A 26,586-nucleotide genomic window follows, 5' to 3' on the forward strand; every position below is an offset into this window, starting at 1 on the left:
GAATAAAATCAATTGTGTGACAAATATAAAAAAATTCCTTTTTTCTCATTATTTGCTTGTTAATTGTCGTGTTTTTTGACGCTCATCAATGTAATTGCATTGCTAATGTTGTTGCAAAATTGGTTTTTGATGAAAAAAAGAACGATATTGATGGTTTTAGCTATGTAATAAAAAGATAAATTGAAGTCTAAAATGCCATTTTTAGGGTAAAAAAAGACCATCAACCCCCAAAATAAACATAAATTAAATTAATGAATTACTTTTTTACCTATTTTATTAACAAATAAACTAAAAATTTTTTATTTCGATATTTTATTGTTATAAATTTTGTTGTCTTAATAATTTAAATTATCGTTTTTTTATTTTTATAATACTTTATTTCATTATCAATAATATTTTACTTTGTATTTTTAATATTTTATTTTGTTTTTTCTATCTTGTTTTAATGTTTAGTGTTTTCTTTATTTTGTTTTTTTTATTTCTTGCCTATTCTTTACGTGTTTTTTATTTATTAAAATATATTTATTTTTTTATTTCTAATTTATATCTATTTTTATCTAGTGTGAAAATAAATTGTTATCATTGATTTGTTTTTATTTATTCTTAATATAATAATTTTAATTATACAAAATTAATATTATTATATTAACTGTTTAAATGGACTTTAATATGATTTTCTCATCAATGATTAACTTCTTTTTGTATCCAGAGGCGCACAATTACTCGCTTTCAAACTAGATTTAATTGTAATACAAATCAGTGGGATAATGGAACCATGATAAGAAAAGTAAATAATAAATGAGAATGGTTCTTCCTAATGTTCCTCAATTAAAGATATGATTGACGTGATCTTGATCGTATTGATAAAAGTAAAAAGTCTATTTTTTTTATTCTTTATAAATAAGAAAACGTGAAATAAATTCTATTTAATAATAGGAAAATATTTATTTAAGGGGATTTCTTACCTTTTTAAAAGTGTTTAAGTTGACTGTTATAGAACAAAGATAAGATATGAAATATTTTTGAAGTAATAGTCTCATTTTTAGGTGAAATATTAATTTCATCTAGATAATTGTCATACAAATATTCAAAGTAAAAAAGGTGATTGAAAAGTGAGTTTACAGATAATTATTTTCGATTCAGCTACGTAATAATCTCTAACGGAATATTTTCTTTAGTGTGTAAATGTGTTGCTGCCTGTTTTAGCTCTATAAGCTTATCTCACAATAAGTGACATTATCCTGAGATTATTATGGGAGTATTAATAGTGAAAAGATTATTTTCATCATTAAATAGCTCTGTTTTGATAATGGAAATCAGCGATTATGTTAGCGATGTTTTAGGATTTAACATTTGACGCCATCCATAAACGTTGAAATAAGTTGGCAAAAACAAACAGTTTGTCTGATATTGGTAAAATTGTTTACATTTTATTGTCGACGTTGTTACACATGAAAAAAAAGAACCAAAGTGTGAACTAGGTTCATTTTTTAGTGAGTATGAATAGGGCGTTAAAGACTAAGCCAAGCTTCTTTGTGGTTCTCTTTTCACTTTATATTGAGCAAAAACCAGTAATAAACCAATGATCCCAACTAAGGCCGCACTTAAAGGGACAATGTTGTAACTGTATTTTAAAGCAACTCCGCCAATAACGGCTCCAATAGCGTTGCCTAAATTAAATGCACCGATATTTACTGATGAAACTAAACCCGGCGCATCATGGGCTATCTGCATTGTTTTTATTTGCAGTGGTGGAACAAGGGCGAAGCTCGCCACACTCCAAATAAAAAGAGTGATAATCGTTAAGAACAAATGATTTGAAACTAAGGGTAAAAGGATCATTGATAAAATCAGTAATATAAAAAACATCACTAATGTTCTATCAATTCCTTTTGCCGATAACTTACCCCCTAAGTAATTACCTACGGTAAATCCTAATCCAATCACAACAAGTAGCATTGCGACATCGCTTTCGCTGATATGAACAATATTAATAAGGAAAGGGGCGATGTATGTATAAAGAGCAAAAAGAGCAGAGGCGCCAAATACGGTAGTCAGTAGTGCTAACACAACAGGTAAACGAGTGAGTACTTTTAATTCATACTTGATATTAGGCTTGTTTCCTTTAGGGATCGTAGGGAGCAGCATTAATAAACCCATCAGTGTCACAACACCTAATCCAGAAATAAGAACAAAGGCTAAACGCCAGCCATAAACTTGACCAATCCAAGTAATAAAAGGAACACCGATCAAGTTTGAAAGAGTTAATCCCATAAACATAGCGGCAACGGCAGCAGCTTGTTTATGTTTTTCAACAAGACTTGCGGCTACTACTGATCCAATACCAAAAAAAGCACCATGATTAAGACTCGTTATTAGCCTTGCAACCATTAATCCCCAATAGCTATCAGATTGTGAGGCGAATAAATTGCCTGCAATAAAGAGCAATAATAGGAAAATTAAAGCATGTCGTTTTGTTAATCGACCTAAGCCCAATGTCATAATAGGAGCGCCAACCATAACACCGACAGCATAACCTGTAATGAGGCCACCTGCTGTTGTGATCGAGATATCTAGCCCTGAAGCAATATTAGGTAGTAATCCCATTGGTGTAAATTCAGAGGCTCCTATTGCAAATGCCCCAGTAGCCAGAGCTAATAAAGGGAGAAAGGTTTTCATAGCGCATCCTAATAAGGTGAATAATAAATTTGAAATTTAATAGGGTGCTAGTGTAATGAAGTAAAAAAATGCAATAAATAATGAAAAAAACAATAGACTATTGCTTTAATGGCAATAATGATTGTGGTGTTTATATTATTGAATTGCTTTTTAATAAAAATAATAATCATTATGACAATAACAATATCAGCAACTTATTTTTGCCTAAATGTAAATAATGAAATAAAGAATTATGCTAGAGTAATTTCAGGTTGTTATTTATTTGTCATTTACACTTATGTTGGAATATAGGATTTCATATGAATAATGTCAGATTAATTGCCACAATTGTGGCAAAAGAAAATCATGAAAATGAAGTGTTATCTGCTTGCAAAGCAATGATAAAACCAAGCCATAAAGATGAAGGATGTATCCAGTATGAACTTCATAAGGATACCACTCAACCAAGAACCTTTATTTTCTTTGAAATATGGGAAAACCAGAGCGCTATCGATAAACACAATGAAACAGCACATATGAAAGCGTTTGTTGAAAACCTAAAAGATAAAATTGAATTATTAGATATCAAATTTATTGAAAAATTAGCCTGATTTTATTTACCCTCCGTTAATGTGTCTTATTATTTTAAATAAAAATTTTATGTTTAAACCATGATTTAAGCAGATGTACATTATGTATATCTGCTTATTTTTTAAGTAGTAACGCTTATTTATACCATTCACACTATTTACAATAACTCACTATTCTCCCCTGATTATTAACTTAATTGCAATAATAAAAAAATGTCCGTATCCTTAAATCCCAATATACTACCTAATAGCACTGGAACTTATTGTATGAAAGCAACGTCAGAAGAAGCGAGAGTATTCGTTGAAGTTGTTGAACATAAAAGCTTTACAAAAGCAGCTGATAAACTGAATCTGGCTAATTCAGCCGTCAGCCGAACAGTGAAGAAATTAGAAGATAAATTAGGTGTTAATTTACTGAATAGAACGACCCGCCAAATTGATCTTACCGTAGAAGGTGAACTTTATTTTCAGCGAATGAAAGTTATTTTGCAGGAAATGCAAGCCGCTGAAAATGAGTTATATGGCACACAAAATTCACCTAAAGGTTTACTGCGTATCGATGCGGCAACTCCTGTTGTATTACATTTGTTGATCCCTTTTATTTCTATTTTTCGCCAACAATACCCTGATATTATTTTGTCATTAGTCTCATCAGAAACTTTTGTGAATTTAATTGAGCGTAAAGTGGATGTGGCCATACGAGTTGGCCATTTAACAGACTCAAGTTTACGTGCTCGCCCTTTATTTAATAGCTATCGTAAAATTATTGCTTCGCCAAAATATATAGAGCGAAAAGGAATTCCGACAGCAGCGCAAGCATTGAGCGAACATACTTGTTTAACATTTACTGAGCCAGTTTCATTAAATACATGGCCTTTAGAAATCGAAAAAAATGCATTAATTACGGTAACAGAAGGGATATCTTCAAACAGTGGCGAAACATTAAGGCAATTATGCGTGAGTGGTGAAGGGATTGCTTGTTTATCTGATTTTATGGTGAATAAAGATATTCAAGAAGGCAAACTAGTTGAGCTATTTAGCGATAAATTACAATCTATACCATTACCTTTTCATGCTGTTTATTATAGTGATCGCGTGGTGAGCCAACGTATCCGTGTTTTTATTGATAGTTTAACTCAATATTTATCTGACACATTAAAGCTGTAACTTTTAGCACACTAATATCCTTAATTTCTTACAGTTTATCTTGGTGTGATAGTAAGACGATCCTATCAGATTAGAAGATATTCTTATTAATGTTATAACAGCCAACGGTTTAACAAAATAGCCTGAGCAACAATAGACTTTTGCCTAAAAAGCAATAATCTCTATTATTAATATACCCAATCGTAAAAGCGGTCTATTTTGGTTTTTTATTCTTAATTATCTTTGTTAATTTTTAATAATAAGAAAATAATCCTGAATTTTAATTTTTTATAGATTTTGGTGTTGCGTGCGAATTTTTTTATTTCCTGTTAAATTAACTCTATTAAACGTATCGCAAGAGAAAATTTAGGAGTTGGCATGAATATTTTATTGATTAATGGTGGTCAAAACTTCGGTCATTCTGCTGGTCAATTAAACCGTACACTACATGATGTTGCTGCTGAGCATTTAGTTACATTAGGTCATAGCGTTAAAGAAACCCAAATAGAAGATGGCTATGATATTGACGACGAAATCGAGAAATTTCTATGGGCAGACACCATTATTTATCAAATGCCTGGCTGGTGGATGATGATGCCGTGGAAAGTAAAAAAATATATGGATGATGTGTATACATTTGGTCATGGCAAGTTATATGAGAACGATGGGCGTACGCGTCGTGATCTTAAAAAGCAATACGGTACAGGAGGGCTGTTACAAGGTAAGAAATACATGATCTCTGTAACGTGGAATGCGCCTGTTGAAGCCTTTAATGAATTTGGTAATTTTTTTGATGGCAGAGGTGTTGATGGTGTTTATTTCGCTTTCCACAAGTCACAACAATTTTTAGGATTATCTCAATTACCGACTTTTATGGTCAATGATGTTATTAAAGAGCCAACGGTTGAGAATGATATTGCTGAATATAAAGCACATTTAACTCACGTCTTTGGTTGAGTTTATTTATTCGTATAGCCGTTTGGAACATACATAAAACACGTTTAAAGGTCACTATGATAGAAGACTAGTGACCTTTATTTTTTCAATAAACTTATTCAACTAAATATTAGATACTTTTAATCTGAAAGTAATTCACTAATTTATTCAGATTAAGTGCTTGTTCATTAAGTGAACTTGCAGCAGCTACCGATTCCTCAACTAATCCCGCATTCTGTTGAGTTGTTGAATCAAGCTGACTTATAGCGTTATTGATTTGCGATATACCATCACTTTGTTCATTACTTGCCTGCCCAATTTCACGCAATAGCGCACTGATCTCTTCGACATCAGCGATCATTTTTTGGATTTGTGAGCCAGCTTGTTCAACTAATTCCATTCCTTCTTGTGTTTGAGTTGATGAATTATCGATAAGAGTGCGTATATCATTAGCGGAGTCTGCACTTTTTTGTGCCAGTAGTCTGACTTCACCAGCAACAACTGCAAAACCTTTACCATGTTCACCCGCTCTAGCGGCTTCAACAGCGGCATTTAGTGCAAGAATATTAGTTTGGAATGCAATGGCATTAATTAAGTTAATAATATCTGTCATTTGAGATGATGAGCTATTAATGGCTCTCATTTTTTCAGTTAGCTGAAGCATTATTTCGCCATTATGATGTACGGCGATTTCAGTTTTTTCAGCAACATTAATCGCATCATGAGTATGATCTGCGGTGTTTTTAACAGTTGATGTCATTTGCTCCATTGAGCTTGCCGTTTCTTCTACTGATGTTGCTTGTTCTTCTGTTCTTGCTGCTAAATTTTGGCTACCAGCTGTAATTTGCTCTGCTGCTGACGAAATATTTTCAGCGCTGTTTTGTACATTTTGCACAACTTCTAATAGGTGCGTTTTCATTTCAGCAAGGGCTTGTAATAATATTCCTGCTTCATCATGATAATCAATATTCACTTCTTGTGTTAAATCACCATTGGCAATCGCTTTAGCAAAATTTATTGCTTTCTCTAATGGAAGAGTAATGCCTTTAGTAATAAACCATCCTAAAATACTACCCACAATAATACTGATGAGGGTTAATAAGACTAAAAAGATCCTTTTCTCAATAAAATCACGTTCAACAGCGTCACCTGCCTCTTCCATTTTTTTGTCTTGTAATTTGATAAACTCTAATATTTTATCGCGATACTTTAACTGAATAGCGGAAGTTTTTGTGATCAGTTCATTGACAGCGGCGTGTTTGTTATTTTCATTAAATGCCTTCACCACAAAGTTTTGAGAGTTTATATATTGCTGACGGATCTCATAAACCTCAGCTAAGATTTTTTTTGATTCAGCATCGTGTGTGGTTTCGTCTAATTCTTTCAGTAATTGCGCAACTTTAGCGGTGATCTCTGCTTTTTTGCTCTCTTGCTCAGCCGCTAAACTTCCTTGCTCATCAAGCATAGTAAGTTGCTGAAATATAATAAATTCATTGAAATTATTAATCAGTAAGTTGGCTCTGACTGTGGCTGGATAGATATCATCAACGACATCATGAATATCTTGATTCGCACTATTTAAACCCATTAATGCGAAACTGGAACCCAACATAATTAGCATCACAAAAGTTGTAAATGCGATGGTTAACTTTGTACGAATTTTAAAGTTTTTAAAGAACATGCTTAACCCTGGATAAATAATAATTAATAAGTATTGGTAACTTATTTAAGAACAAACAGTATCGGTAAGCAGAGGAAGAACTTTAGTCATTAAACTAAATAGAGGGAGATAAAAAGGCTTGTATTGATTTTTAATACATTATTTTTTCTATTAAAAAGAGATCTCTTCCATTTTTTATCTAAATGTACTGAGTATTTAAGTTTCATTTAGCTTTATAAAATTGGGTGTAAAGTAATGAAAAATTAAAAAAATCCTTTATTTTTTGTTAACAATTGTTTGATTGATTTTAATATTTGTTAATTAGTTTTGAGGCGTTTAGAAGGTAGAATAAAGGTCAATAGAGTATAAAAGTGGCTAAATATGCGCTATCTAAGATTTGCTCACCGCTGAAACACTTTTGGCTATGATAGACTGAGTGACTTAAACTCAGTGAGTTTATGGTTAATATTAGATGTGTTTTAATTTCCCATATTTCTTATACTCAATTGACTTAAAGGTAACGCTGTATGCGCAGTGTATTTATATTTTTGAGCGTATTTATTCTAGGATTTAGTCATATGGCGTATTCCGATCAAACACTGGTTTTTATAAGACATGGTGAAAAACCTGATAATGATAGTGGGCAACTGACCTGTAAAGGGTTAAATAGAGCATTAGCCCTACCCGATGTGCTTATAAATCAATTTGGCAAACCTGATGCATTATTCGCCGCGGCACCTAAACAGAGTAAGTTAGGGAATTCATTGCGTTCACTCCAAACGATTTCACCTATCGCTATTAAAACCTCATTGCCTATTCATCTTCAATATCACGCTAAAGAGATAAAAGCATTACGAGAGGAACTGTTAAGTCGACAGTATGAAAACTCGGTTATTTTTATTGCCTGGGAGCATGATAATTTAACCAAGGTTGCGCGAGATATTATGAAACAAGAGGGAGGCGATCCTAAATTAATTCCTAAATGGAAAAGTAGTGATTTTGATAGTATTTATATCTTAAAAATTATCCGAGAAGGGGATAAAAAAAACGTCGTATTTGAACAAAGACAACAAGGGCTAGATGGCGTGTCAGAAGTTTGCCCTAATTAATGCGTATTTTATAACACTCTATTTTTACACACAGATTTAATGCTATTCGAAGCAATGCGGGAAATATATGCAAAATGAAGCTATACGCTCAGTAGAGCACGAGATCAAAGTACACCTTATAAACTCATTTACTCGAAATAATAAAGGTGGCAATCCTGCTGGCGTGGTACTTAATCCTCCTAAATTAAGTGATGAACAGAAAATTACCATCGCTAAAGAAGTCGGATTTTCTGAAACAGCTTTTGTTTATCAAGGTGAAGAGACGGATTTTAAGGTTGATTTTTTCACTCCTGAAGGTGAGGTCGATTTTTGCGGTCATGCGACATTAGCGGTATTTTTCACTTTATCTTCACTCAACTTATTGGCTTCTGGTCATTACACACAAAAAACGAAAGCAGGTATTCTAAGTGTCGCAATTAATGCTGAAAATATCGTTATGGAGCAAACACTACCTGTTTCACGTCAAGCTCCAAATATCGATGCAGTGGCTGCAGCACTGGGAATAAATTGCGAAACTATTTCAGAAACAGGCTTACCCATTGAGATATTTTCAACGGGACTACCTGATATTTTGATCCCTGTACAATTTGGGAAATTAGATACGCTAAAACCTAATTTTGAAGCGATTGCAAACTTAAGCCGTGAATTTAATACTATCGGTTTTCATGTTTTTGAACTTAGTCAAGATAAAGAAATTACTGCTCATTGCCGTAATTTTGCACCTTTATATGGCATCAATGAAGAATCTGCGACAGGGAGTTCTAGTGGCGCTTTAGGCTGCTATCTTGTTAAGCATGTTTTCCCTCATCAAACACATTTTTTATTAGAGCAAGGGCGTGCAATGCAATGTTCCTCTCTTATTCACGTTATTATTGATTCAACAGAAAATACGATTAGTCGAGTTAGAGTAGGTGGAAAAGCGACAATGATAGGCACGAAGATTATTACTCTTTAGAGAAAATAAAAGATTTTTAATTTCGAAAACTTATTTAAAATTGAAATCCGATTTGAGCCTAGCTATAAAATAAATCCAGTGTATCTATCCTAAAATAGGAAGAACTACTGGAAAATTATTTTTATAGTCGAGAATAGATATATAATTAATTAATTTTTATATAAAAACAATACATCCATTATTTCTTAATTTGTTTATTATTGATGGTTCTTTGGTGAAGTTGTTCCAACATAAATCTAGTTTGGTGAGTTGTGTTAAATTAATCATACTAAATCAAACTCGTTTGGGGAAAAAATTGCTCGAGTATTACTTCCTGTGACATTAGCTTTAGATGTCGTTACATTACCTTTGCAGTACCTATTTTTCTGCCATAAAGAAATACCATTGTGGGTATTTTGATATTCAAACTGAATATGAGATCACATCACCGGGCTTTAGCACTAACCAATTTGGCCGATGTGACTACGGTATATGGATAAAAGAAATTTCTACAGAACGGTGGAAATTACTTTGTATTAGCAATTCAAAATCGAAAACCAAGGAACAGTATGGGTAACAGTAAAAACAGGGTCTATGGGGGTATATATTGTTGATTACCAGTTCTCTCCTTTTCGCAAGTAATGAGATTGATGGTTTCAATGATGGTGATAGAGAGTTGTTCGATGATAAGCCCGTTTATCAGACATATCTTGACGTTTGTAATAGGCTTACCAGTGATTTTCATAAAACAACATAAACAGATAGTTAAAAGTAATGGCGATATATAATGGCTACGCCATATGAGTTGGAGTGAATTAGCTGATTTAATTATTAAAGGTATGGAAGAGGCAATTGAGATTAAGACTGCAACTTATGATTTTGTGCTTTTTTATTCTTAAAGAATGCATTTAAATTAATATATGTAAACATAAATATAATTAATTTATTATTAATTAGATAAAACAACTAAATTTTCAATTGTATTACAATTCCTTTTCTTGAATTGAATGATAATGATTATAATTATCATTCAATACCTTAATTAAGGAGTGTTTATGAAAAAAACGTTACTCTATCTAGTTGTTACCTCGATAGTTTTTTTTAATAATAAAGCTATATCTGAAGATGTTCTTTATGTGATTGAAAAAAAAGAAGAAAAAATTAATGAAAAAACATTAAATTCAGAACAATTGGAAAAAAATTTAATATTTAGCATGGAAGATATTGTTCGCCATCTTCCTGGTGTCGGTGTCTCATCCGAAGGACGTTTTGGTAATAATGGATATGCAATAAGAGGTGTTGATAAAGATCGTGTTGCTATACAGGTTGATGATATCCCTCAAGCAGAAACCTTCGATAATACCATTTATAAAGGTTATGGTTATTTTAATGGAAGTATGAATGATATCGAAACAGAACATTTAAAGTCTGTAATTATATCTAAGGGTGCTGATTCTATATTTTCAGGTAGTGGAGCATTAGGAGGGGCTGTAAAATACGTTACTAAAGATCCTGCTGATTTGATTAGTGAAGGTAATTGGGGATTTGTTTCTCGTAGTGTTTATACTTCTAAAAATAATGAAAAAATGCAAACGATAGGTATTGCAACTTCCCAACAAGATGTAGAAGGGATGCTCTTATATGTTTATCGTAATGGGCATGAAACTAATAATTATAAACATGAAAATGATATATTCGGTTCTGCTAGGGGAACACCAGATCCTCAAGAAAAAACGCGTCATTCTTTACTATCAAAAATTAATCTATTAGGTATTCAAAACCATAAAATAGGTGCTACTTTTGAATACAGTGAGGGTAAAACATATACAGATGAAAAATCTTGGTACTTATTTTCTTCCTATTATCGTACTGGTGATGATTTATCAAAAAGAATTAGATATACACTCTCTGATACGTGGACTCCAGAAAGATATATTGACAGTATGACGACAAGCTTTAATTGGCAAAAAATAGAACAAAAAGCATTTAGCTCTACGTTTGATGAACATTATAATGGTCATTATTATGATATTTTTGAAGAAAATAGTAGGAATATCATTCAATATGGTAGGTTTATTAATAATGAAATAGTATTAATGCCATTATCTTTATTTAATACAACGCACTCATTAGCACTACGAACTTCATATTCTACAAAAACACTTAACAATAAAAATATAGATACTAAATATCTAGGAAAGCCTAAAGTTCCTTATCAATCTAATTATAGCATCATCAGACCTGTATATACTCAAGATATTAGTATTGCTTTTGTTGATGAAATAAAAATGTTTGATGACAAATTAAATGTAGTTTTAGGCAGTAGATATGATAATGTTTCTCATCATACAGATAATGCTAAATTATCTTTAGCGAAAGATAGCGATCTCACTGATAATCATTATCAGGCTTTATCTTTGGCATTATCAACCAGTTATAACATAACACCAAATTATACTTTCCAATATAAAATTGGGCAGGGTTTTCGTATTCCAACAGCTCAAGAGCTTTATTTTGATTATGGAGGTAATGATGCTCGTAATCGCTTAGAGCCTAACCCTAATTTAAAGCAAGAAAAAGGATTAAGTAATGAAATATCATTAAGTTATAATAATGATAAATTATTTAATAAAGTAAATGTATATTATACTAAATACAATAACTTTATTGATCTTAAGCAGAGCGAAAAACAAGTTCCTAATCCGTGGTATGATCCTAATATGGGCGATAGTTATTGGAATAAGCCAACATTACCACAAAATCATCTTCAATATAGTAATGTTGCCTCAGCATACGTTTATGGTTTTGAGCTAACGAATGAAATTCGGCTTTCTAAAATATTCGGCTTAGATAATACATATATATTGCGTAATACATTTAATTATACACGCGGAAAAGATGCTTCTGGAGATTCATTACTTTCTGTACAACCTTTTAAATGGGTTTCTTCCTTATCTTATGATAATGCGGATAAAAAATATGGTGCAGGGATATTTATGACTTATTCAGCACGAAAAGAAGGTAATCAAGCAATACGGAATGGTCGTGAATGGCCATATCTTAGTGATTCTTATACTATATTTGACACAACAGCTTACTATAATGTAAATAAAAATATTGTATTACGTGCTGGGGTTTTTAATTTATTTAATAGAAAATATAGTACTTGGGATGCATTAAGAAGTCTGCCAGAATTTGGTACAACAAATCAAATAGATCGTGATCGTCTTGGTTTACAACGTTTTACTGCTCCTGGGCGTAATTTTTCTATGGATATATCATTGTATTTCTAATACTGAATTGATAGGCAACTATTTAGTTTATTACAATTTGTTAAAGCCTCTTAAATGAGGCTTTAACAAGATCATTTATATAATATTAGAATTAAATTGGTGGGTAGGCTATTTTATATATTAGTTGATTTGTTTTTTTTCTGTTGCCAAAAGCGAAAAAGGTAAGTTAATCCAATAATAATTAGATAAATAATAGGCTCTGGTGTTGGCGATTTTAATGATAAAAAATAATGAATACAGACTAATAATAAGAGTGGATAAAACAGATTATGTATTCTTTTCCATTCTTGATTAAATTTATTTTTTAACCAATCAAATGAACTTATAGCCATCAATAATAAAATTATCCAACATAAAGCGCCTATAATAAGATAAATACGGGAAAAAACTTCGCTAAAAAAGAAAGTAATATTTCCCCAACCTATTTCAAGTAGCAGATAACTTGCTAAATGTAAATTAGCCCAAAAAAAACACCATAATCCTAATAGTTTTCTTACTTGAAATAATGTGTTTAATTTTAAGTAAAAGGCAACCATAGGGATCAGAGCTAATATAATTAATAAACGTAACGTTGTAATTCCAGTAAAATGCTGAATATCTTTTGAAGGATCTGCGCTGAAATTTTGCGTATAAATTGTATAAATAAGCCAAGTGAAAGCCAATAAACCAATAAGATGGAATATGGTTTTTAATAACTTAACTTTTATTCCATATATTGGTTGCATTAAAAATTTCTCCGCAAATCTAAATCTTTATATAAATGTGCGACTTGGTCGCCATAGCCATTGAACAATAATGTTGGTTGTCTTGTAACTTGACCTAATCCACCTGTGCCTATAAAGCGTTCTGTTGCTTGTGACCAACGAGGATGGCTAACATCTGGATTAACATTTGCATAAAAACCATATTCATGCGGTGCTGAAAGATTCCACGTTGTTGGTGGGATTGACTCAGTTAAACGAATTTTGACAATAGATTTGATCCCCTTAAATCCATATTTCCACGGAACAACAAGGCGAATAGGTGCACCATTTTGGTTTGGCAAGGATTTTCCATATACCCCTGTCGCCAATAATGTGAGTGGATTCATCGCTTCATCGAGTCTTAATCCCTCGACATACGGGTATTGCAAACCGCCGCCAATGAAGCGACTATCTTGTCCGCGCATCTCCTGTGGTGCATAACGCGTTTCAAAGGCAACATATTTTGCACGACTATTGGGCTCAACCAAAGAAAGTAAGCTCGCTAATGGAAAACCGACCCAGGGAATGACCATCGACCATGCTTCAACACAACGCATACGATAGATACGTTCTTCTAATTGAAATTTATGATTAATATCGTCTAAGTTTAAAGTAAGTGGGCGATTAACTTCACCATCAATAGTTAATGTCCATTCTTCTGTTTTCATTGTGTGTGCATACTTAGCAGGATCGGATTTATTAAGGCCAAATTCATAGAAATTGTTATATCCAATTACCTTATCTTCATGAGTTAATTGTAATGAAGATTGATATTCTTCAGGTTGAATAAATTGTAATTCTTTACGGGATGATTTTGGTGTTGTTGGTTTGTTATCTTCAGTAAGCCATGAAAATAAATCGGCTTTTACAGTGGATGAAACCGCTATTCCAGCAGCGCCGATGCCTAATAATTTTAGTAAATTACGTCGTTTCATCATAAAAACAGATTCAGGTGTAATTTCTGATAGGTTATTTTTCCTGTTTTTTTTCATGATGTTACCTCTACATAATTAAGAAGATATTTGATTGATAAATTAATTATGCAGAGATGTTTTATAAAAAAGCTGACAAAAAGATGACAATTTTGTCATATCGCGTAATTAGCATGGAAAGGTTAAAATAAATACATTATGTTTTCCAATACGCTCGTAACTGACTTTACCCTCATGTAATGTCATAATCGCTTGCACAATTGATAAGCCTAAGCCATTTCCATCTGTTGTTCTTGCATTATCACCACGCCAAAAACGAGTAAATATTTGTTCATGTTGATTCAATTCATCACCAATATTACTGATACAAATCAGTAACTGATTTTTTTCTTTTTTACATTGAGTGACGACTTGTGTATTAGCGGGAGAATATTTTATTGCATTTGATATGAGGTTCATTAATATGCGAGTAAAAAGTAAGTGATCTGCACTAACTGTTAATGTTGTAGGCTCTTTTAATAAGGTAATCTGTTTTTCTTCTGCATAAAATGAAAATAGGTTATAAATTTCATCAATTAGATCCGATAAATCCAAGCTTTCTCTATTTAAAATGATATTTTTATTTTCAGCACGAGCGATAAATAAAATATTTTCAATTATTTTTGCAAGTTTATCCAGTTCTTCAATATTACTAATAATAATTGATTCATATTCTTCTACGCTACGAGAGCGTTGTAACATAATTTCATTTTGAACTTTTATAGCGTTAATGGGGGTTCTGAGTTCATGAGCCAAGTCATCGGCTAATTGAGTTAGCTTTACAAAATCATTTTTTAACCTTTTTCTCATTATATTTAATGAGTCACCTAAACTTTTCAGTTCATTGGGAAGTTGTGAGATATTTATGGTTTGGCTAAGAGTATGTATGTCTGTTTTAGCCGTAATTTGGCTAAGAAAACGGATATCCCTCAATCCATGTTTAATTAACCAAAAACTTAATATTCCCATAAATAAAATAGAAGCTAATGAGATAATCAATATTTTACTTAAATATTCGCTTAGCATACTGATGCGCACAAAGGATGCTTTGGCAATCACTACATTTAGCACACCTATTGGTGATTCTATTGTAAAGTTAATAGCCGAAACAGGAATACCTGATTCTGTTTCCCAGGAGGTAATCATGTTTAAATCTATATTCTTTGTATCAGTGGTTTTTAGATGATCTGCAAATAAAATATCTGAATTAGTATCAACTAAAATTTTATTATTAGCATCCGTAATATAAATAATATCTTGTTGCATATCCATCATACGTTGAAAATAGATAGGTAATGTTTTGATATCAATTCCACTATTAATTAACTTTACTAATTGGTCTGCACGATTTACAAGTAAGTTATTATCACGAGATATTAATTCATTTTTAAGCGATTGATAAAGCGTTAAAGACATAAAACCTGCATTTGCAATCATCAATATGATAAATAAAAAGATAATTTTAAATCTCAGTGATTTTGTTTTCATTATTGACTCCATTTAACCTATATCCCATTCCTCTAACCGTTTCGATTAATTTGATTTCAAATCCATCATCAATTTTTTTTCGTAAACGACGGATAGCAACATCTACAATATTAGTATCACTATCAAAGTTAATTCCCCAAATCTCGCTTGCAATTAATGTCCTTGGTAATATTTCATTAATATGTAAAGCAAAAAAAAGTAATAAAGAATATTCTTGGCGAGTCATTGGGATCTGTATATTATTACGCTCCACTTCATGACGAGATAAATTGATTTTTAAGTCAGCAATTTCAATAATTGTTGAAATATTTTTTTGAACTCTTAATTGATTTTTGACCCTTGCCAATAATTCTGAAAATGAGAAAGGTTTTACTAAATAATCGTTTGCACCTAATTCTAATCCTTTAACTCGGTCATCTATAGCATCCCTTGCTGTTAAACAAATCACAGGGACTGACTTTGATGTGCGTAATATTTTTAAAATATTCCAACCGTTCATTCCGGGAAGCATGATATCAAGAATAATCAATTTGTAATCATTTTCTAATGCTAAATAGAGGCCATCACGACCATCATTCGTAATATCAATAGTATATCCAGCTTCTTCTAGCCCTTTTTTAACCCAATTGGCTGTTTTTTCGTGATCTTCAATTAAGAGTATTTTCATTATGATCCTCTTAAACTCTTTAGAATAGGTATTTTGTATTATTTTAAACCAGTCATATATAGGATTAATAGAGCTAATTAAATATGATAGTTTTTACTAAAAATGACCTTGTAATAATAGATTTTAGAGATTCATAACATTGTTATTAAATAGCTTTTATGTAAAAGAGTAAGTAACTAATTTTATTCCAGAAATTTTTTATGTCAGTAGATTCACTCGTTTTTGTATTTTCATTCTTAAGAAAAAATTGTAAAACTTATATGTATGCGGCTAGGGTTTAGCAATAATTTATGATGAATATGCTATAAAAGTTGAAGAGGAAGAATGTATTTGCTTGGTCATTGAAACTAAAAAAGCCCACCGAAGTGAGCTTTTCTAAACTTTAAAATGCACGTGCATTGGGCGTGCACTTTAAAGTCTTTTTATTGTCAGTGTGTAGTTCTGTCGATTTCGCTAACTTATTGTTTTGAAACCGTTGTCCTATCACTGACCCACCAAATTTGGTGGAGCTGGCGGGAGTTGAACCCGCATCTGTAATTCTATAACTATCTGTTTTATATATTTAATATTTTATTTTATTTTCTTGCGTGTCAAATACGGCTCTTTTGTAGTCATATTGCTGTCATTACGCTGTTCACTTATTACTTGCTTTTGATTTTATATTTGTATTGCCGTCATACTCAGATAAGTATGATCCATAGTGTCTAAATAACATTTCAGGCCCTTTATGACCCATTTGATTTGCTAACCAAAATAGGTTTGCCCCTTGACTGATATGCATTGTCGCAAATGTATGTCGGGTTTGATAAGGGTTACGATATCTAACACCAGCCTTTCTTAATGTCGGTACCCACGCTTTTTTCCTAATTGCATCAGCACCAGCCCATGCTTTGTTGTTCTTAGGATCTTCAAAAATTACATCACCTTTCATAAAGGTCAGCGCTTTTTGCTCTTGCAGTGCAAACATAGCCTGGTCATTTAATTCAATTTTTCTATTCCCTGATCTTGTTTTTGTTCCTTTAATAACCCCAACAACACTTGCTGAATTTACATGAGCAATTTTATTTAGGAAATCTATATCACTCCATTTTATCGCGCATAATTCAGAGCTTCTCATTCCTGTATTAAATGCAAATCTAAATAAATTCTTCCACTGAGGTTCTTTTGATGATTCAAGTAGTGCGTTAATTTCTTTGGGGGAAAATGGATCTACAATATATTCATTTTCGTTACTTTCATTTTTATCCGATTGATATCTTGAAGCCGTAACTAAGTTAACAGGGTTCATTGCGATTAAACCGTCAGTGACAGCCTCATCTATTGAGCTTCTTAAAAAAGAAAGTTGGTTTCTAATGGTTTTTAACGATGTAGATTGAGACTGTATCCAGTTTTTAAGCATTGCTGGTGTTAATTCAGAGACGGAAACACTATGCAATCTTTTTAAAGCTGTCTTGCATTTTTTGTAGCCATTAATTGTTGAAGGGGATAAACCTCTAGTTTCACATATTGATAGGTATTCAGTGAGATAATCCTCTATATTACGTCCAGCTTTTCTGCTACCAAATAATTTTATTTTTGATGAATTTGGGAAATACTCAACATAAGAAAATGTTCCTTTTTCTATTTTGTTATATATTTCGCCGATTAGTCTTTCTGCATATTTAATATTCTTTGCTGAAATTTCTAAGTTTGAAAGGGGTTCTCTACATCTCACCCCTTTATATGTAAAAGCTATATTGATTGTTTCTCCTGCACTATGCTTTCTAATTACAACCCCCCTAGGGAGGCATGTTGCATCTTGTTTTTTCGTGCCCATTTGTTCACCTCGGTTACATCAATCCATCGCTCCTTGGAGCCTTCCACTTTTAAAACCTGAACTCCCTCATGCCAGAATTGTCTTTGTAACCGTTTATTTATTGCGTCAGGTGATTCACCAAACAGTTTGCAATACATAGAAATTGGTATGCATTCAAAGTACATATTTTCTCTCCACACTGTCCGTACACAGTTTAAATAGGTATTAATGCTGGTGGTTATTATTTACTTTCTCTATAAAGCATTCTAGATTTTAGTATGAAGAAATATACTAATTCCTACAAAGGAATTAGATCTCCAAATGTACTAATTACCGTTGATGTTATTATCAAAAAAACACCATACATAATATTTATAGATACTTTTCTTCCTTCTTCTGTTGTTCTTATTATATTTCCTTCATTATCTGTTTCTGCTAATTTAAATACTTCTGGGCGAGATAAATATATCCCATTAACAAACATTGGTGATAAGGTTAATAATGTTCCAATCATTGAACCTATGGAACCAGATTTTGTTAAATAAATGGAATCACCAGAAAAAAATGATATAAATAAACCTATAGATATAGTCAATATGAATAGTAGTAACATTAAAAACTTGTTTGCCATTATTTTTATATATTTATCTAAAGGATGAATATCAAGTTTACTAATTTGTAACTTAGTCATTTTTATACCATATAGTTAGTAGTTGATTTTTTATTATATCATTCTAAACTCAATCACCCATACCCACGGATTATCTGCATATTTAAAGTTAGTAGGTGACACTGAATCCCAAATATTACGAAACCAACAAAACGGATCCATACTGCCACCAGTTAACTCTCGCTCTAAAGGGTAGCCTTCAGCTTTAAACTCAGTATCGCCAGCACTTTTTAAACGCTCAACACGAACATCAGTGATTTCTAATGTAATGCGTGAAGCCCAGCGAGGCATGTGTATAGATGGAGTCCACTTAATTTCTTCATACCATCCTTTTTCTAAATCAGATGGTTTATGTGTAGCTTTATATGCAATTGTTGATTCAGTGCATACCCCTGCTTTAAATGTTTCACGAACCCAAAGACGATCACTAACCTTGCCAAGAGGGCAAGCAAACCAACCGCTAGTATCGTTATGCAAATCGCCAGCCCATCTGAAATTAGAACCATCCTGTTGTACGGAAATATTTTCTTCTGGTAGTGTGCAAGGCTGGTTGTTCATTACTCTACGAGTTTGAGTTTTACGCCCATCTAAAATGGCGCGCACCATTTCAGCATTAAAAATAATTCCACGTTCTTTACTCATGGCACTCACCAATAACTAGGAATTTATCCATCGCATTGTTTGCTAACTCTTTTATCAGGATCCGTCTACTTGCATACTGAATAGCTTCACATGCCCATACAAAACCAGATGTTGGCTTTGTTACAGGATATAGTGACTCCCAATCCCAAGGTGATTCTATGCCTCCTATTGACGGATCTGTAAAACCGGAGTTCTCAATAGCAAAGGAATATGACTGTTCCGAAATTGAACCGCTAATGCAGTAATCATTGATTAATGATTTCAACTCACCAATTCTTCTGGAAAAATCTTTATAAGCCTTTTTTAAATCAGCTAATTTTTCGCGATCTTCTTCCTCATCTAAAATATCATTCTTCCATTGCTGGAGTTCATTGTTTAAATATTCGAGTGTTCTTTTAACATCAACTTCTTTATAAATTGCTGCGGCTTCACTACGACATGATCCAAGCTGTAATTTTTCAGCTAAATAACCTAAGTCAAGGCTTTCTTTATTAAAGAAATGAAGCATATCTTTAATACGGCTAAATACCCAAGTGCCCATGTCACCAGTCATATATAGATAATAAGGTGTTGTTACAATATCAAACCAATATGCTGAATTTTTAGGGGATGAAAAGTGGTAATGACGATATAACCCATCGGATTTGAAGCATGCCATTTCGTGCATTTTAGTATCTTTATGGAAGCGCCCCATAGTAAATATCTCCTTAAATCACATTAATTAAATGGCGTGGATACATAAGCCCAATAGGAGCGAAGGGAATATCATCTTCAAAATCCATCGGAGGTTGAGATGGTGGCTGGTTTTGTTGTGCTTGTTGTGATCCAGCTGATTTACTAGCACCACCTAACATTTGCATTTTTCCGCCAACATTGACGATGATTTCAGTTGTATAACGCTTAATTCCGTTATCATCCCACTCCTTAGTCTGCAGCTGTCCTTCGATATAAATTTGTGAGCCTTTACACAGGTAACCACCTGCAATTTCCGCTAACTTGCCGAAAATTACTACACGATGCCATTCCGTTTTTTCACGGCTTTCACCCGTTTTTTTATCACGCCAATTTTCACTTGTGGCCACAGCTAAATTGGCAACAGCACCACCAGAAGGCAGGTAGCGAATATCGGGATCACGACCTAAATTGCCAATGAGAATTACTTTATTTACCGATCCGTTAGCCATTTTCAGTTATTCCTATTTTTGAGTAATATCGCCACCAATAAGATGGCGATTAATTAATAATTAAGCTGAAAACTTGCCAATGAATGTTTCGATTTCACTTTCATCGAATTCATCACAAAGAAGATTGCGAAATTCTTGAGCTATTTGCTCTTCAAGGTTTTCAAGTTGAACAATACGGAGCACTAAAGTAGGAACATCACCGCCAGTAAGCACGCTATAACGCAATTTAATGCTACGTTCTTTTAACTCGTCATACGGAGTGCATGTAAACTGGAATGCAGTAGGCATAACATCTTTGCTTCTTGCTTCAACATTTTCTAATACTGAACGTTTGGCACTAAAATCGTGATCTTCATGTTCGGCAGAGCGTGTTGATTCAATCGTAATACGGCGAACAGCAGAAATAGCTTGTTTGATATCTAAAACATTACCTTCTGCATCGAACGCCATTAAATAATCACGCCAGTCTTCTAACCATTCCGCTAATTCTTTTTGACGATGTTTAACACCATCAATTTTTAATAGTGCTGCGAATGGGGCAGTTTGTTTTAATTTCACAAGAGCCGTATTATCCGCATGACCAGGCTCACCAATTGTGCCAATATTGAAAATAGTTTTGGCGCTCATTTCATCGGCATCAATAAAGCAGCTAACACCTTCATCAATTGCATTTTTGATTGAGTATTTAACAAAATCACTGATGCTGGTTGTTTTCATTTCACCGCGAAAACGGAAGCGACCTTCTTGTAAATTTTCCAAACTACTTACTTTAAAGTCGTTCGGAAGAACAATAGCAGGGCAAAGAGACTTCTCTATTGCATCGAGACTTAATGAAGCCACAGCCATATTTTGAATTTGCGAAATAGCAGTGCCGTCTAATTGAGACATGAATAAACTCCTACTTATTTAAAAGCATTAAATTAAATGGATAGGTTTAATTAAAAATAAGGAAACTAATTAACGGATTTTAATTTCCCTTCGGGCTGACCTTGCAAAGAAAATAATTGACCTTGATCTTCTTGCATAATTGTCAACTTACCACCTTTACCCACGTACATTGGTGTTTTGGTGGTGTCTTCTTCAGCCCGTTTTCCGCGTGGTGTTGGTGCAGAGAATTTAAGTTTATGAGTTATTTCAACTCGTTTTTCTTCCATTGAATTACTAAGGCGAGCAATATCTAATTCAATAGTGACTTTGCCTTTTCCACCATTATTTAAAACGCCTAAAGCCACATCATTTAAAACAGCAGAGACTTTATTTTCAAAAACGCCAGCGTCCAATTCGGAAAGAAAGTCGGGAACATTTGTTTTGCGATCTTCTTGGCTCATTTCTATAACCTCACGTTATCACTTCACACAATAAGAAGGGGCACTAGCTACAGTGGATACCTGATATGGACTGTCATGGATGAATGCCAGTACCCTTACTTATTGAGTTAGTTTTAGTGATTGGCGGTAGGTGCTTATCTCCTACTTTCGGTCTTGTTGTGCAAGTATCCGCGTGGGTTAAGTGTCCACTGCTAATCAGCCTTAGCATTCACCAATCCTAAAACTAACTTTATAAAAATGGCTGACTGAGCAGAACATTATCACCACACCCCCGTTAATGGTTTAAGACTCAGCCAGCCATTGTTTCTCTTCACACGTTCTCTTCACACATAAAAATCATTTTCTTTGTATACAAACTTGCTTCTGAGATAACAATAATGCAAATTTGCATATTGCGCAATATTAATTTGCGAAATTTACAATTTAACAGACAAAAAAAAGCCTGAAATATAATCAGGCTATTTATGCAAATGATAGTTTTGTTATGCGTGACGTCTATATTCGTGGCTTTGGCTGATTAAAACCTTCCCATGCACACAAAATCTATGCTCATTTGAACTATTTATTTTCCACTGTGTATATTTAGGGTTATCAGAGAGAACAATCACTTCATCGGGAACTATTTGAAGGCGTTTTACGTGTATATTTCCATCAAAAGAAAACACATAAATACCATCACCATCAATATAATCTATCGAAATATCAACAAAAATAAGATCGCCGGGTTCAATTGTACCCGACATGCTATCACCACGAACATTGATAACTTTTACTGAGTTCGCTGGGCGAGAACCGAATAGCAACCTAGCTTGTTCTGTATCATATTCAATGGAATGAATGACATCTATGACATCACTTGTTCTCACGCAACCTGGTCCTGCACTCGCGCTAATATCAAGTAGTTGCACTTTATAAAGATCCTCGTTTATTACGTCATGATTCAAATCACTGTGTTTATATACAGTATGATTATCACCATCTGAAAATAAATCAAGTAAAGATATTGATAGTGCGTTAGCAATTTTTCTTAATTGTTGTTCAGTAAACGATTTTTGTTTACCTGTTTCAAGACGAGACACATTACCCGGATCGCTATCAATAGCGTTAGCCAGCTCGGCAATTGTCATATTCCGCTCTAAGCGGATTGATCTGATTTTTTTTCCTATTTCCATGCCGTAATTACAAATCCTTTTTGCGTTATTTGCAAAGTAAATTGCGCAAATTGAATTGGTGTTATATTATGCTTAAAACGCAAAATTAGGAGGTATAATGCAAACACCATTAAGAGCTTTGCGAATAAAGCAAAATCTTACATTAAGTAAAGTAGCTGAAGCTGTTCAAATTGATGTAGGTAATCTTAGCCGCATTGAAAGAGGAGCCCAAAAAACCTCATTAGAGGTCGCTGAGCGACTGGTTGCTTTTTTCAACGGTGAATTAACAGAAATGCAAATTTTATATCCGAAGAAGTTCAGCAATTACAAATAAGTTACTTCTTATTCTCTGAAATTGTAACTACAAGAATTTATCAATGGTGGTAGGAAATGAGTAACCAATCAATAAAACAGGTAGTGAAAGAAATGTGTGAAGCGACAGCTGGTGGACGCGAGGCAATGGCTGGAGCACTAGGTCTGTCTTTAACATCATTCAACAACAAGCTTTATGAGAAAAATGGTTGTCGCTCATTTGATTTAAACGAGTTGTTAGCGATGCAAGATATTTCTAAGACCGTTTTATTTGCTGAATTTGTCGCTCGTGAATCAAATCGTTTACTCGTTGACAGAATTAGTCCTGCGGAACTGGATGAAACGGAATTGTTTGTACTGCGTAGTGGTGTTGACGAAATGCAGGGGCGTTTGGCGTTATTGATGAAAGATAGCTTGGCTGATGGCGTTATTGATAACGAAGAAGAGCAGAAAATAAAAATGATGTTGGATGGATTAATTTCGCAGATCCGCACATTTATGAATGCGTTTGTTTCGTTACATCAAAAGAGAAATTAAAGATGGCTATATCCAGAAAGGGTGAAGCCAACGATGTACGGTCGCTGGCTTCGGTTTGCAAATTTCAATTGTGTGAAGAGAAATTAGCATGAGTAGATTATCAAACTTAGCATGCCGTACGCAAGTACGGGCTTCAATGCGTGATGGTCGTTTTGTCTATGAAATTAAAGTACCAGAAGGCTATGAAGAAACAAACTACCAATTTATGCGTTGGCTTGTAGATGATTTCAATTCAAAACATGGTTTAAGGGCGGGCAATGAACAATGAGAACCCAAACCAACTTGATCGCTACTACAAAAATCACAGGGGTATCGTTGTTCATGTTGTTCGTTATGACAGAGAAAAACAGCGTGTCATTTTTATGCTGGATGGTTGTGACGATCCGCAATGTGAACCCTTGCAACGATTTAAAGAGAAGTACACACGTATTAAGTAATGAGGTGGCAAGATGAGTTTATTATTACTAAAAAGTCGCCCTTTAGTCGTTATTCCTGAATTAGCGATACGTCTTGGTTTAAATGAGGCGATGCTGTTACAGCAAATTCAATATTGGCTAACTGAAACTACTTCAGGTGTTGAATATGACGGCTCACGCTGGATTTATAACACAGTCGAAGAGTGGAAGAATCAATTTCCTTTTTTCTCTGAATCAACGATTAAACGTGCTTTTACTAATTTAAAAAAGCAGGGCGTTTTACGCATCGAGCAAATCAATAAATCGAACCATGACCGTACTAATTATTATGCGATTAACTACGATCACCACTTGCTGACCGATGAGGTCAATATGACCCAATCGAACGATGATAATTCATCTAATCGAATAGTTCAAAATGACCTTATCGATAAGCGCAAATTGAAGCCTTCAAACAGTTCAAAATGCGCTGTTCTGAACGGGTCAAAATGGCCTGTTCTTACAGAGAATACAACAGAGATTACTTCAGAGAGTACAACAGAAACAGATCATTCGTCGCAGAATTCTGGCGAATCCAGCGACCAGCCAAAAAATGATTTTTTAACTCGTTATCCAGAAGCGGTAATTTACAGCCCTAACTTCCAAAAATGGGGCGATGAAGGTGATTTAAAAACGGCAAAATGGATGTTTGGTCGTGTTAAAAAACTGAATCCATCTGCGTTAGAACCTACTTGGTATGACTGGGCGAACGATATTCGTTTGATGCGTCAAATCGATGGACGTACCCATGAGCAAATTTGTGGATTGTTCGACTGGGCCAACAAAGATTCATTCTGGCACCAAAACATTTTAAGCTCTCGTAAATTACGTAAACACTTTGATGAGCTGATCGTTCGTAGCCAAAAGCCAAAGGATGAGCCAAAGGTTCAAGTTGATACCGTTGAACGTGACAGCGCATTCTCACGCTTGATTGGTTCTCGTTCTAAACCTCAAAACCGTATTGAAGAGATTGCACTTGAATTAGCGGGTAAAACAGGCATTCGTCGTATGAGTGAGTTTTCTGGTCGCCAAGCATGGAACAGTATTTGGAAGCAAGCGACTGAAATGTCACAGGAGGTTCAGCAATGATTGATTACGCACTGAAATTACAGGCATTAAAAAGCCAATCTGCTCATAAATTAAAAGAAATAGGCGATCAGTGGCGAACACCTGAAAATCTGTATTGGGGTATCAATTCGCTCTATGGACCTTTCACGCTAGATCTCTTTACTGATGCACAAAACAGCAAATGTCCTCATTTTTACACCGTTGAGGATAATGCGCTCACTCAAGATTGGTCGGAAAAACTGAAAGAAATTGGCGGTGCAGCTTTCGCTAATCCACCATATTCACGTAGTTCATATCATGAAAAACAAGCTGTTACTGGTGTTCGCCACATTATGAATCATACGTTGGCAATGCGTGAAAAAGGCGGGCGCTATGTTTTCTTGTTGAAAGTTGCCACAAGCGAAACATGGTGGTGTGAAGAAGCGGACCATATTTGTTTTATTCGCGGTCGTGTTGGTTTTGACGTTCCTCAATGGTTTGTTCCTGCAGATGAAAACCAAGTACCAACAGGGGCATTTTTTGCTGGTGCTATCGTGGTGTTTGATAAAACGTGGAATGGTAAAGCCATTGATTACATTCAACGTAGTGAGCTAGAGCAAATCGGCAAAACATTTATTGAACAAGCAAAATGGCTTGTATCGAGAAGTGTTGCATGAAAATCACAGAGCAAATCTTAGCGTTATACAAAGTTGGTGAAGTCGTAGATCGCGATATTGTTACTCGTGATTTAGAAACCACTTTAGGTGGTGCCTCTCGTGCACTTGTTCATCTTCATAGTCTCGGTGCATTAACCAGAGTTAGTGAAAAGTACCCGCTTTACTATCAAGTGACGAATGAGGCTAAAAGAGTTTACAACGCAATGATAGAGGAGCGTAAGTCAGGAGAATCTGTCTACCTCGAAAAGCTAAATGCTCAGAAAGCCAAAAAACGAGGTATTCCAACAATCATATGGGTAAAACACGCCACCTCTAATTTTGCACATATGGGTAAATTACCCACTGAGCCGTATGACTCATTAGTAAGAGCAGCAAGAGGTAATCACTCATGAACAATGCCCACTGCCCATTCTGTGATTCTAAAAAACTGGAAGTCATGCAGGTGATGTTCAATACATTTACTCGTTGTCAAAAATGTGGGGCAAGAGGACCTATTGCTAATGATTTCGACGGTGCTTTGAAGGCTTGGAATAAAAGGGAGATGAACAATGCTAACTAAATACGCGCTGTTTATAGGTTTTTGGTTTGTTCTC

At 34.0% G+C, this 26,586-nt stretch carries 28 protein-coding genes and 1 pseudogene; 15 read left to right on the forward strand and 14 right to left on the reverse strand.

What is annotated here, in order from left to right; all coding sequences use genetic code 11:
• Window positions 1-1,518: 1,518 nt before the first annotated feature.
• A complete protein-coding gene (locus ACNARN_RS08810) occupies window positions 1,519-2,679 on the reverse strand; it encodes an MFS transporter (protein WP_198619700.1) in 1,161 nt (386 codons plus the stop codon).
• A gap of 299 nt (window positions 2,680-2,978) precedes the next feature.
• Here ACNARN_RS08810 and ACNARN_RS08815 point away from each other — a divergent pair, with 299 nt between their 5' ends.
• The 3 genes from ACNARN_RS08815 (at window position 2,979) to ACNARN_RS08825 (ending at window position 5,351) form a co-directional block, all read left to right on the forward strand.
• Window positions 2,979-3,269 (forward strand): putative quinol monooxygenase, encoded by a 291-nt coding sequence (locus tag ACNARN_RS08815; protein ID WP_196533439.1) that lies wholly within the window; start codon window positions 2,979-2,981, stop codon window positions 3,267-3,269.
• 246 nt (window positions 3,270-3,515) lie between these two features.
• Window positions 3,516-4,415 carry a DNA-binding transcriptional regulator YafC gene (yafC, locus tag ACNARN_RS08820; RefSeq protein ID WP_198619701.1) on the forward strand — a complete coding sequence of 300 codons (900 nt, stop codon included), beginning with the start codon at window positions 3,516-3,518 and terminating at the stop codon, window positions 4,413-4,415.
• 357 nt (window positions 4,416-4,772) lie between these two features.
• Complete coding sequence (locus ACNARN_RS08825) at window positions 4,773-5,351, forward strand: NAD(P)H-dependent oxidoreductase (protein ID WP_416304353.1); 579 nt, start codon at window positions 4,773-4,775, stop codon at window positions 5,349-5,351.
• A 109-nt stretch (window positions 5,352-5,460) separates the two neighbouring features.
• On the opposite strand, the gene ACNARN_RS08830 is transcribed toward ACNARN_RS08825, so the two are convergent.
• Window positions 5,461-7,011 carry a methyl-accepting chemotaxis protein gene (locus ACNARN_RS08830; RefSeq protein WP_198632675.1) on the reverse strand — a complete coding sequence of 517 codons (1,551 nt, stop codon included), beginning with the start codon at window positions 7,009-7,011 and terminating at the stop codon, window positions 5,461-5,463.
• Between the two features lie 506 nt (window positions 7,012-7,517).
• On the opposite strand from ACNARN_RS08830, the gene ACNARN_RS08835 reads away from it, so the two are divergent.
• The 4 genes and pseudogenes from ACNARN_RS08835 to ACNARN_RS08850 all read left to right on the forward strand — a co-directional run bounded on the left by ACNARN_RS08835 (window position 7,518) and on the right by ACNARN_RS08850 (window position 12,326).
• Complete coding sequence (locus ACNARN_RS08835) at window positions 7,518-8,099, forward strand: histidine phosphatase family protein (protein ID WP_198619704.1); 582 nt, start codon at window positions 7,518-7,520, stop codon at window positions 8,097-8,099.
• 67 nt (window positions 8,100-8,166) lie between these two features.
• Window positions 8,167-9,054: a PhzF family phenazine biosynthesis protein gene (locus ACNARN_RS08840; protein ID WP_198619705.1), complete on the forward strand. Its 888-nt coding sequence runs from the start codon at window positions 8,167-8,169 to the stop codon at window positions 9,052-9,054.
• A 770-nt stretch (window positions 9,055-9,824) separates the two neighbouring features.
• Window positions 9,825-9,914: pseudogene (locus tag ACNARN_RS08845) on the forward strand (hypothetical protein); the annotation flags it as partial.
• A 174-nt stretch (window positions 9,915-10,088) separates the two neighbouring features.
• On the forward strand, window positions 10,089-12,326 hold the full coding sequence (locus tag ACNARN_RS08850) for a TonB-dependent hemoglobin/transferrin/lactoferrin family receptor (RefSeq protein WP_196534134.1): 2,238 nt from the start codon (window positions 10,089-10,091) through the stop codon (window positions 12,324-12,326).
• Window positions 12,327-12,439: 113 nt separating this feature from the next.
• Here ACNARN_RS08850 and ACNARN_RS08855 read toward each other — a convergent pair whose 3' ends face one another.
• The 12 genes from ACNARN_RS08855 to ACNARN_RS08910 form a co-directional block, all read right to left on the reverse strand.
• Window positions 12,440-13,051, reverse strand: a complete 612-nt coding sequence (locus ACNARN_RS08855) for a protein-methionine-sulfoxide reductase heme-binding subunit MsrQ (RefSeq protein ID WP_311747478.1) — start codon at window positions 13,049-13,051, stop codon at window positions 12,440-12,442.
• Window positions 13,051-14,061 (reverse strand): protein-methionine-sulfoxide reductase catalytic subunit MsrP, encoded by a 1,011-nt coding sequence (gene msrP, locus ACNARN_RS08860; RefSeq protein WP_098942268.1) that lies wholly within the window; start codon window positions 14,059-14,061, stop codon window positions 13,051-13,053. The genes ACNARN_RS08855 and msrP overlap by 1 nt, the downstream gene beginning before the upstream one ends.
• Before the next feature lie 108 nt (window positions 14,062-14,169).
• Window positions 14,170-15,528 carry a heavy metal sensor histidine kinase gene (locus tag ACNARN_RS08865; RefSeq protein ID WP_198632673.1) on the reverse strand — a complete coding sequence of 453 codons (1,359 nt, stop codon included), beginning with the start codon at window positions 15,526-15,528 and terminating at the stop codon, window positions 14,170-14,172.
• Entirely contained in the window at window positions 15,503-16,195 is a 693-nt protein-coding gene (gene hprR / locus ACNARN_RS08870; RefSeq protein ID WP_099074890.1) for a response regulator transcription factor HprR, read from the reverse strand. Before hprR ends, ACNARN_RS08865 begins: the two co-directional genes overlap by 26 nt.
• 634 nt (window positions 16,196-16,829) lie before the next feature.
• Window positions 16,830-18,011, reverse strand: coding sequence for an Arm DNA-binding domain-containing protein (locus ACNARN_RS08875; protein ID WP_416304354.1), 1,182 nt, complete (start codon window positions 18,009-18,011; stop codon window positions 16,830-16,832).
• Window positions 18,012-18,288: 277 nt separating this feature from the next.
• Window positions 18,289-18,681 (reverse strand): hypothetical protein, encoded by a 393-nt coding sequence (locus ACNARN_RS08880; protein ID WP_416304355.1) that lies wholly within the window; start codon window positions 18,679-18,681, stop codon window positions 18,289-18,291.
• Between the two features lie 33 nt (window positions 18,682-18,714).
• The gene (locus ACNARN_RS08885) at window positions 18,715-19,302 is read right to left on the reverse strand and encodes a hypothetical protein (RefSeq protein ID WP_416304356.1); all 588 of its coding nucleotides are present in this window, start codon (window positions 19,300-19,302) and stop codon (window positions 18,715-18,717) included.
• Window positions 19,295-19,996 (reverse strand): hypothetical protein, encoded by a 702-nt coding sequence (locus tag ACNARN_RS08890; protein WP_416304357.1) that lies wholly within the window; start codon window positions 19,994-19,996, stop codon window positions 19,295-19,297. The genes ACNARN_RS08885 and ACNARN_RS08890 overlap by 8 nt, the downstream gene beginning before the upstream one ends.
• A 13-nt stretch (window positions 19,997-20,009) precedes the next feature.
• On the reverse strand, window positions 20,010-20,486 hold the full coding sequence (gene ssb / locus ACNARN_RS08895) for a single-stranded DNA-binding protein (protein WP_416304358.1): 477 nt from the start codon (window positions 20,484-20,486) through the stop codon (window positions 20,010-20,012).
• Window positions 20,487-20,546: 60 nt separating this feature from the next.
• Window positions 20,547-21,374: a YfdQ family protein gene (locus ACNARN_RS08900; protein ID WP_416304359.1), complete on the reverse strand. Its 828-nt coding sequence runs from the start codon at window positions 21,372-21,374 to the stop codon at window positions 20,547-20,549.
• A 65-nt stretch (window positions 21,375-21,439) separates the two neighbouring features.
• Complete coding sequence (locus ACNARN_RS08905; RefSeq protein ID WP_252447340.1) at window positions 21,440-21,814, reverse strand: hypothetical protein; 375 nt, start codon at window positions 21,812-21,814, stop codon at window positions 21,440-21,442.
• 482 nt (window positions 21,815-22,296) lie between these two features.
• Window positions 22,297-22,986, reverse strand: a complete 690-nt coding sequence (locus ACNARN_RS08910; RefSeq protein ID WP_109391851.1) for an XRE family transcriptional regulator — start codon at window positions 22,984-22,986, stop codon at window positions 22,297-22,299.
• 97 nt (window positions 22,987-23,083) lie between these two features.
• Between ACNARN_RS08910 and ACNARN_RS08915 the strand changes: the two genes are divergently transcribed.
• From ACNARN_RS08915 to ACNARN_RS08950, 8 genes are all read left to right on the forward strand, one after another.
• The gene (locus ACNARN_RS08915) at window positions 23,084-23,299 is read left to right on the forward strand and encodes a helix-turn-helix domain-containing protein (RefSeq protein WP_069368310.1); all 216 of its coding nucleotides are present in this window, start codon (window positions 23,084-23,086) and stop codon (window positions 23,297-23,299) included.
• A gap of 56 nt (window positions 23,300-23,355) precedes the next feature.
• Window positions 23,356-23,814: a YmfL family putative regulatory protein gene (locus tag ACNARN_RS08920; protein WP_109400941.1), complete on the forward strand. Its 459-nt coding sequence runs from the start codon at window positions 23,356-23,358 to the stop codon at window positions 23,812-23,814.
• A gap of 88 nt (window positions 23,815-23,902) precedes the next feature.
• Complete coding sequence (locus ACNARN_RS08925; RefSeq protein ID WP_109395845.1) at window positions 23,903-24,082, forward strand: hypothetical protein; 180 nt, start codon at window positions 23,903-23,905, stop codon at window positions 24,080-24,082.
• Window positions 24,072-24,251 carry a DUF4222 domain-containing protein gene (locus ACNARN_RS08930; RefSeq protein WP_069369408.1) on the forward strand — a complete coding sequence of 60 codons (180 nt, stop codon included), beginning with the start codon at window positions 24,072-24,074 and terminating at the stop codon, window positions 24,249-24,251. Before ACNARN_RS08925 ends, ACNARN_RS08930 begins: the two co-directional genes overlap by 11 nt.
• 12 nt (window positions 24,252-24,263) lie before the next feature.
• A complete protein-coding gene (locus ACNARN_RS08935; protein WP_416304360.1) occupies window positions 24,264-25,358 on the forward strand; it encodes a replication protein in 1,095 nt (364 codons plus the stop codon).
• Window positions 25,355-25,993: a phage N-6-adenine-methyltransferase gene (locus ACNARN_RS08940; RefSeq protein ID WP_416304361.1), complete on the forward strand. Its 639-nt coding sequence runs from the start codon at window positions 25,355-25,357 to the stop codon at window positions 25,991-25,993. Before ACNARN_RS08935 ends, ACNARN_RS08940 begins: the two co-directional genes overlap by 4 nt.
• Window positions 25,990-26,385: a hypothetical protein gene (locus ACNARN_RS08945; protein WP_123822429.1), complete on the forward strand. Its 396-nt coding sequence runs from the start codon at window positions 25,990-25,992 to the stop codon at window positions 26,383-26,385. Before ACNARN_RS08940 ends, ACNARN_RS08945 begins: the two co-directional genes overlap by 4 nt.
• Window positions 26,382-26,552: a Lar family restriction alleviation protein gene (locus ACNARN_RS08950; RefSeq protein ID WP_416304362.1), complete on the forward strand. Its 171-nt coding sequence runs from the start codon at window positions 26,382-26,384 to the stop codon at window positions 26,550-26,552. The genes ACNARN_RS08945 and ACNARN_RS08950 overlap by 4 nt, the downstream gene beginning before the upstream one ends.
• The last annotated feature ends 34 nt before the right edge of the window (window positions 26,553-26,586 follow it).

The organism is Proteus sp. TSJ240517 (genome assembly GCF_047921575.1).
In the GTDB taxonomy this organism is placed as follows: Bacteria; Pseudomonadota; Gammaproteobacteria; order Enterobacterales; family Enterobacteriaceae; genus Proteus.

Bases quoted from the DNA above. Each gene is read 5' to 3' on its own strand.
- ACNARN_RS08810 (WP_198619700.1), bottom strand. From the start codon at position 2,679: ATGAAAACCTTTCTCCCTTTATTAGCTCTGGCTACTGGGGCATTTGCA.
- ACNARN_RS08815 (WP_196533439.1), top strand. From the start codon at position 2,979: ATGAATAATGTCAGATTAATTGCCACAATTGTGGCAAAAGAAAATCAT.
- yafC (WP_198619701.1), top strand. From the start codon at position 3,516: ATGAAAGCAACGTCAGAAGAAGCGAGAGTATTCGTTGAAGTTGTTGAA.
- ACNARN_RS08825 (WP_416304353.1), top strand. From the start codon at position 4,773: ATGAATATTTTATTGATTAATGGTGGTCAAAACTTCGGTCATTCTGCT.
- ACNARN_RS08830 (WP_198632675.1), bottom strand. From the start codon at position 7,011: ATGTTCTTTAAAAACTTTAAAATTCGTACAAAGTTAACCATCGCATTT.
- ACNARN_RS08835 (WP_198619704.1), top strand. From the start codon at position 7,518: ATGCGCAGTGTATTTATATTTTTGAGCGTATTTATTCTAGGATTTAGT.
- ACNARN_RS08840 (WP_198619705.1), top strand. From the start codon at position 8,167: ATGCAAAATGAAGCTATACGCTCAGTAGAGCACGAGATCAAAGTACAC.
- ACNARN_RS08850 (WP_196534134.1), top strand. From the start codon at position 10,089: ATGAAAAAAACGTTACTCTATCTAGTTGTTACCTCGATAGTTTTTTTT.
- ACNARN_RS08855 (WP_311747478.1), bottom strand. From the start codon at position 13,051: ATGCAACCAATATATGGAATAAAAGTTAAGTTATTAAAAACCATATTC.
- msrP (WP_098942268.1), bottom strand. From the start codon at position 14,061: ATGAAAAAAAACAGGAAAAATAACCTATCAGAAATTACACCTGAATCT.
- ACNARN_RS08865 (WP_198632673.1), bottom strand. From the start codon at position 15,528: ATGAAAACAAAATCACTGAGATTTAAAATTATCTTTTTATTTATCATA.
- hprR (WP_099074890.1), bottom strand. From the start codon at position 16,195: ATGAAAATACTCTTAATTGAAGATCACGAAAAAACAGCCAATTGGGTT.
- ACNARN_RS08875 (WP_416304354.1), bottom strand. From the start codon at position 18,011: ATGGGCACGAAAAAACAAGATGCAACATGCCTCCCTAGGGGGGTTGTA.
- ACNARN_RS08880 (WP_416304355.1), bottom strand. From the start codon at position 18,681: ATGACTAAGTTACAAATTAGTAAACTTGATATTCATCCTTTAGATAAA.
- ACNARN_RS08885 (WP_416304356.1), bottom strand. From the start codon at position 19,302: ATGAGTAAAGAACGTGGAATTATTTTTAATGCTGAAATGGTGCGCGCC.
- ACNARN_RS08890 (WP_416304357.1), bottom strand. From the start codon at position 19,996: ATGGGGCGCTTCCATAAAGATACTAAAATGCACGAAATGGCATGCTTC.
- ssb (WP_416304358.1), bottom strand. From the start codon at position 20,486: ATGGCTAACGGATCGGTAAATAAAGTAATTCTCATTGGCAATTTAGGT.
- ACNARN_RS08900 (WP_416304359.1), bottom strand. From the start codon at position 21,374: ATGTCTCAATTAGACGGCACTGCTATTTCGCAAATTCAAAATATGGCT.
- ACNARN_RS08905 (WP_252447340.1), bottom strand. From the start codon at position 21,814: ATGAGCCAAGAAGATCGCAAAACAAATGTTCCCGACTTTCTTTCCGAA.
- ACNARN_RS08910 (WP_109391851.1), bottom strand. From the start codon at position 22,986: ATGGAAATAGGAAAAAAAATCAGATCAATCCGCTTAGAGCGGAATATG.
- ACNARN_RS08915 (WP_069368310.1), top strand. From the start codon at position 23,084: ATGCAAACACCATTAAGAGCTTTGCGAATAAAGCAAAATCTTACATTA.
- ACNARN_RS08920 (WP_109400941.1), top strand. From the start codon at position 23,356: ATGAGTAACCAATCAATAAAACAGGTAGTGAAAGAAATGTGTGAAGCG.
- ACNARN_RS08925 (WP_109395845.1), top strand. From the start codon at position 23,903: ATGAGTAGATTATCAAACTTAGCATGCCGTACGCAAGTACGGGCTTCA.
- ACNARN_RS08930 (WP_069369408.1), top strand. From the start codon at position 24,072: ATGAACAATGAGAACCCAAACCAACTTGATCGCTACTACAAAAATCAC.
- ACNARN_RS08935 (WP_416304360.1), top strand. From the start codon at position 24,264: ATGAGTTTATTATTACTAAAAAGTCGCCCTTTAGTCGTTATTCCTGAA.
- ACNARN_RS08940 (WP_416304361.1), top strand. From the start codon at position 25,355: ATGATTGATTACGCACTGAAATTACAGGCATTAAAAAGCCAATCTGCT.
- ACNARN_RS08945 (WP_123822429.1), top strand. From the start codon at position 25,990: ATGAAAATCACAGAGCAAATCTTAGCGTTATACAAAGTTGGTGAAGTC.
- ACNARN_RS08950 (WP_416304362.1), top strand. From the start codon at position 26,382: ATGAACAATGCCCACTGCCCATTCTGTGATTCTAAAAAACTGGAAGTC.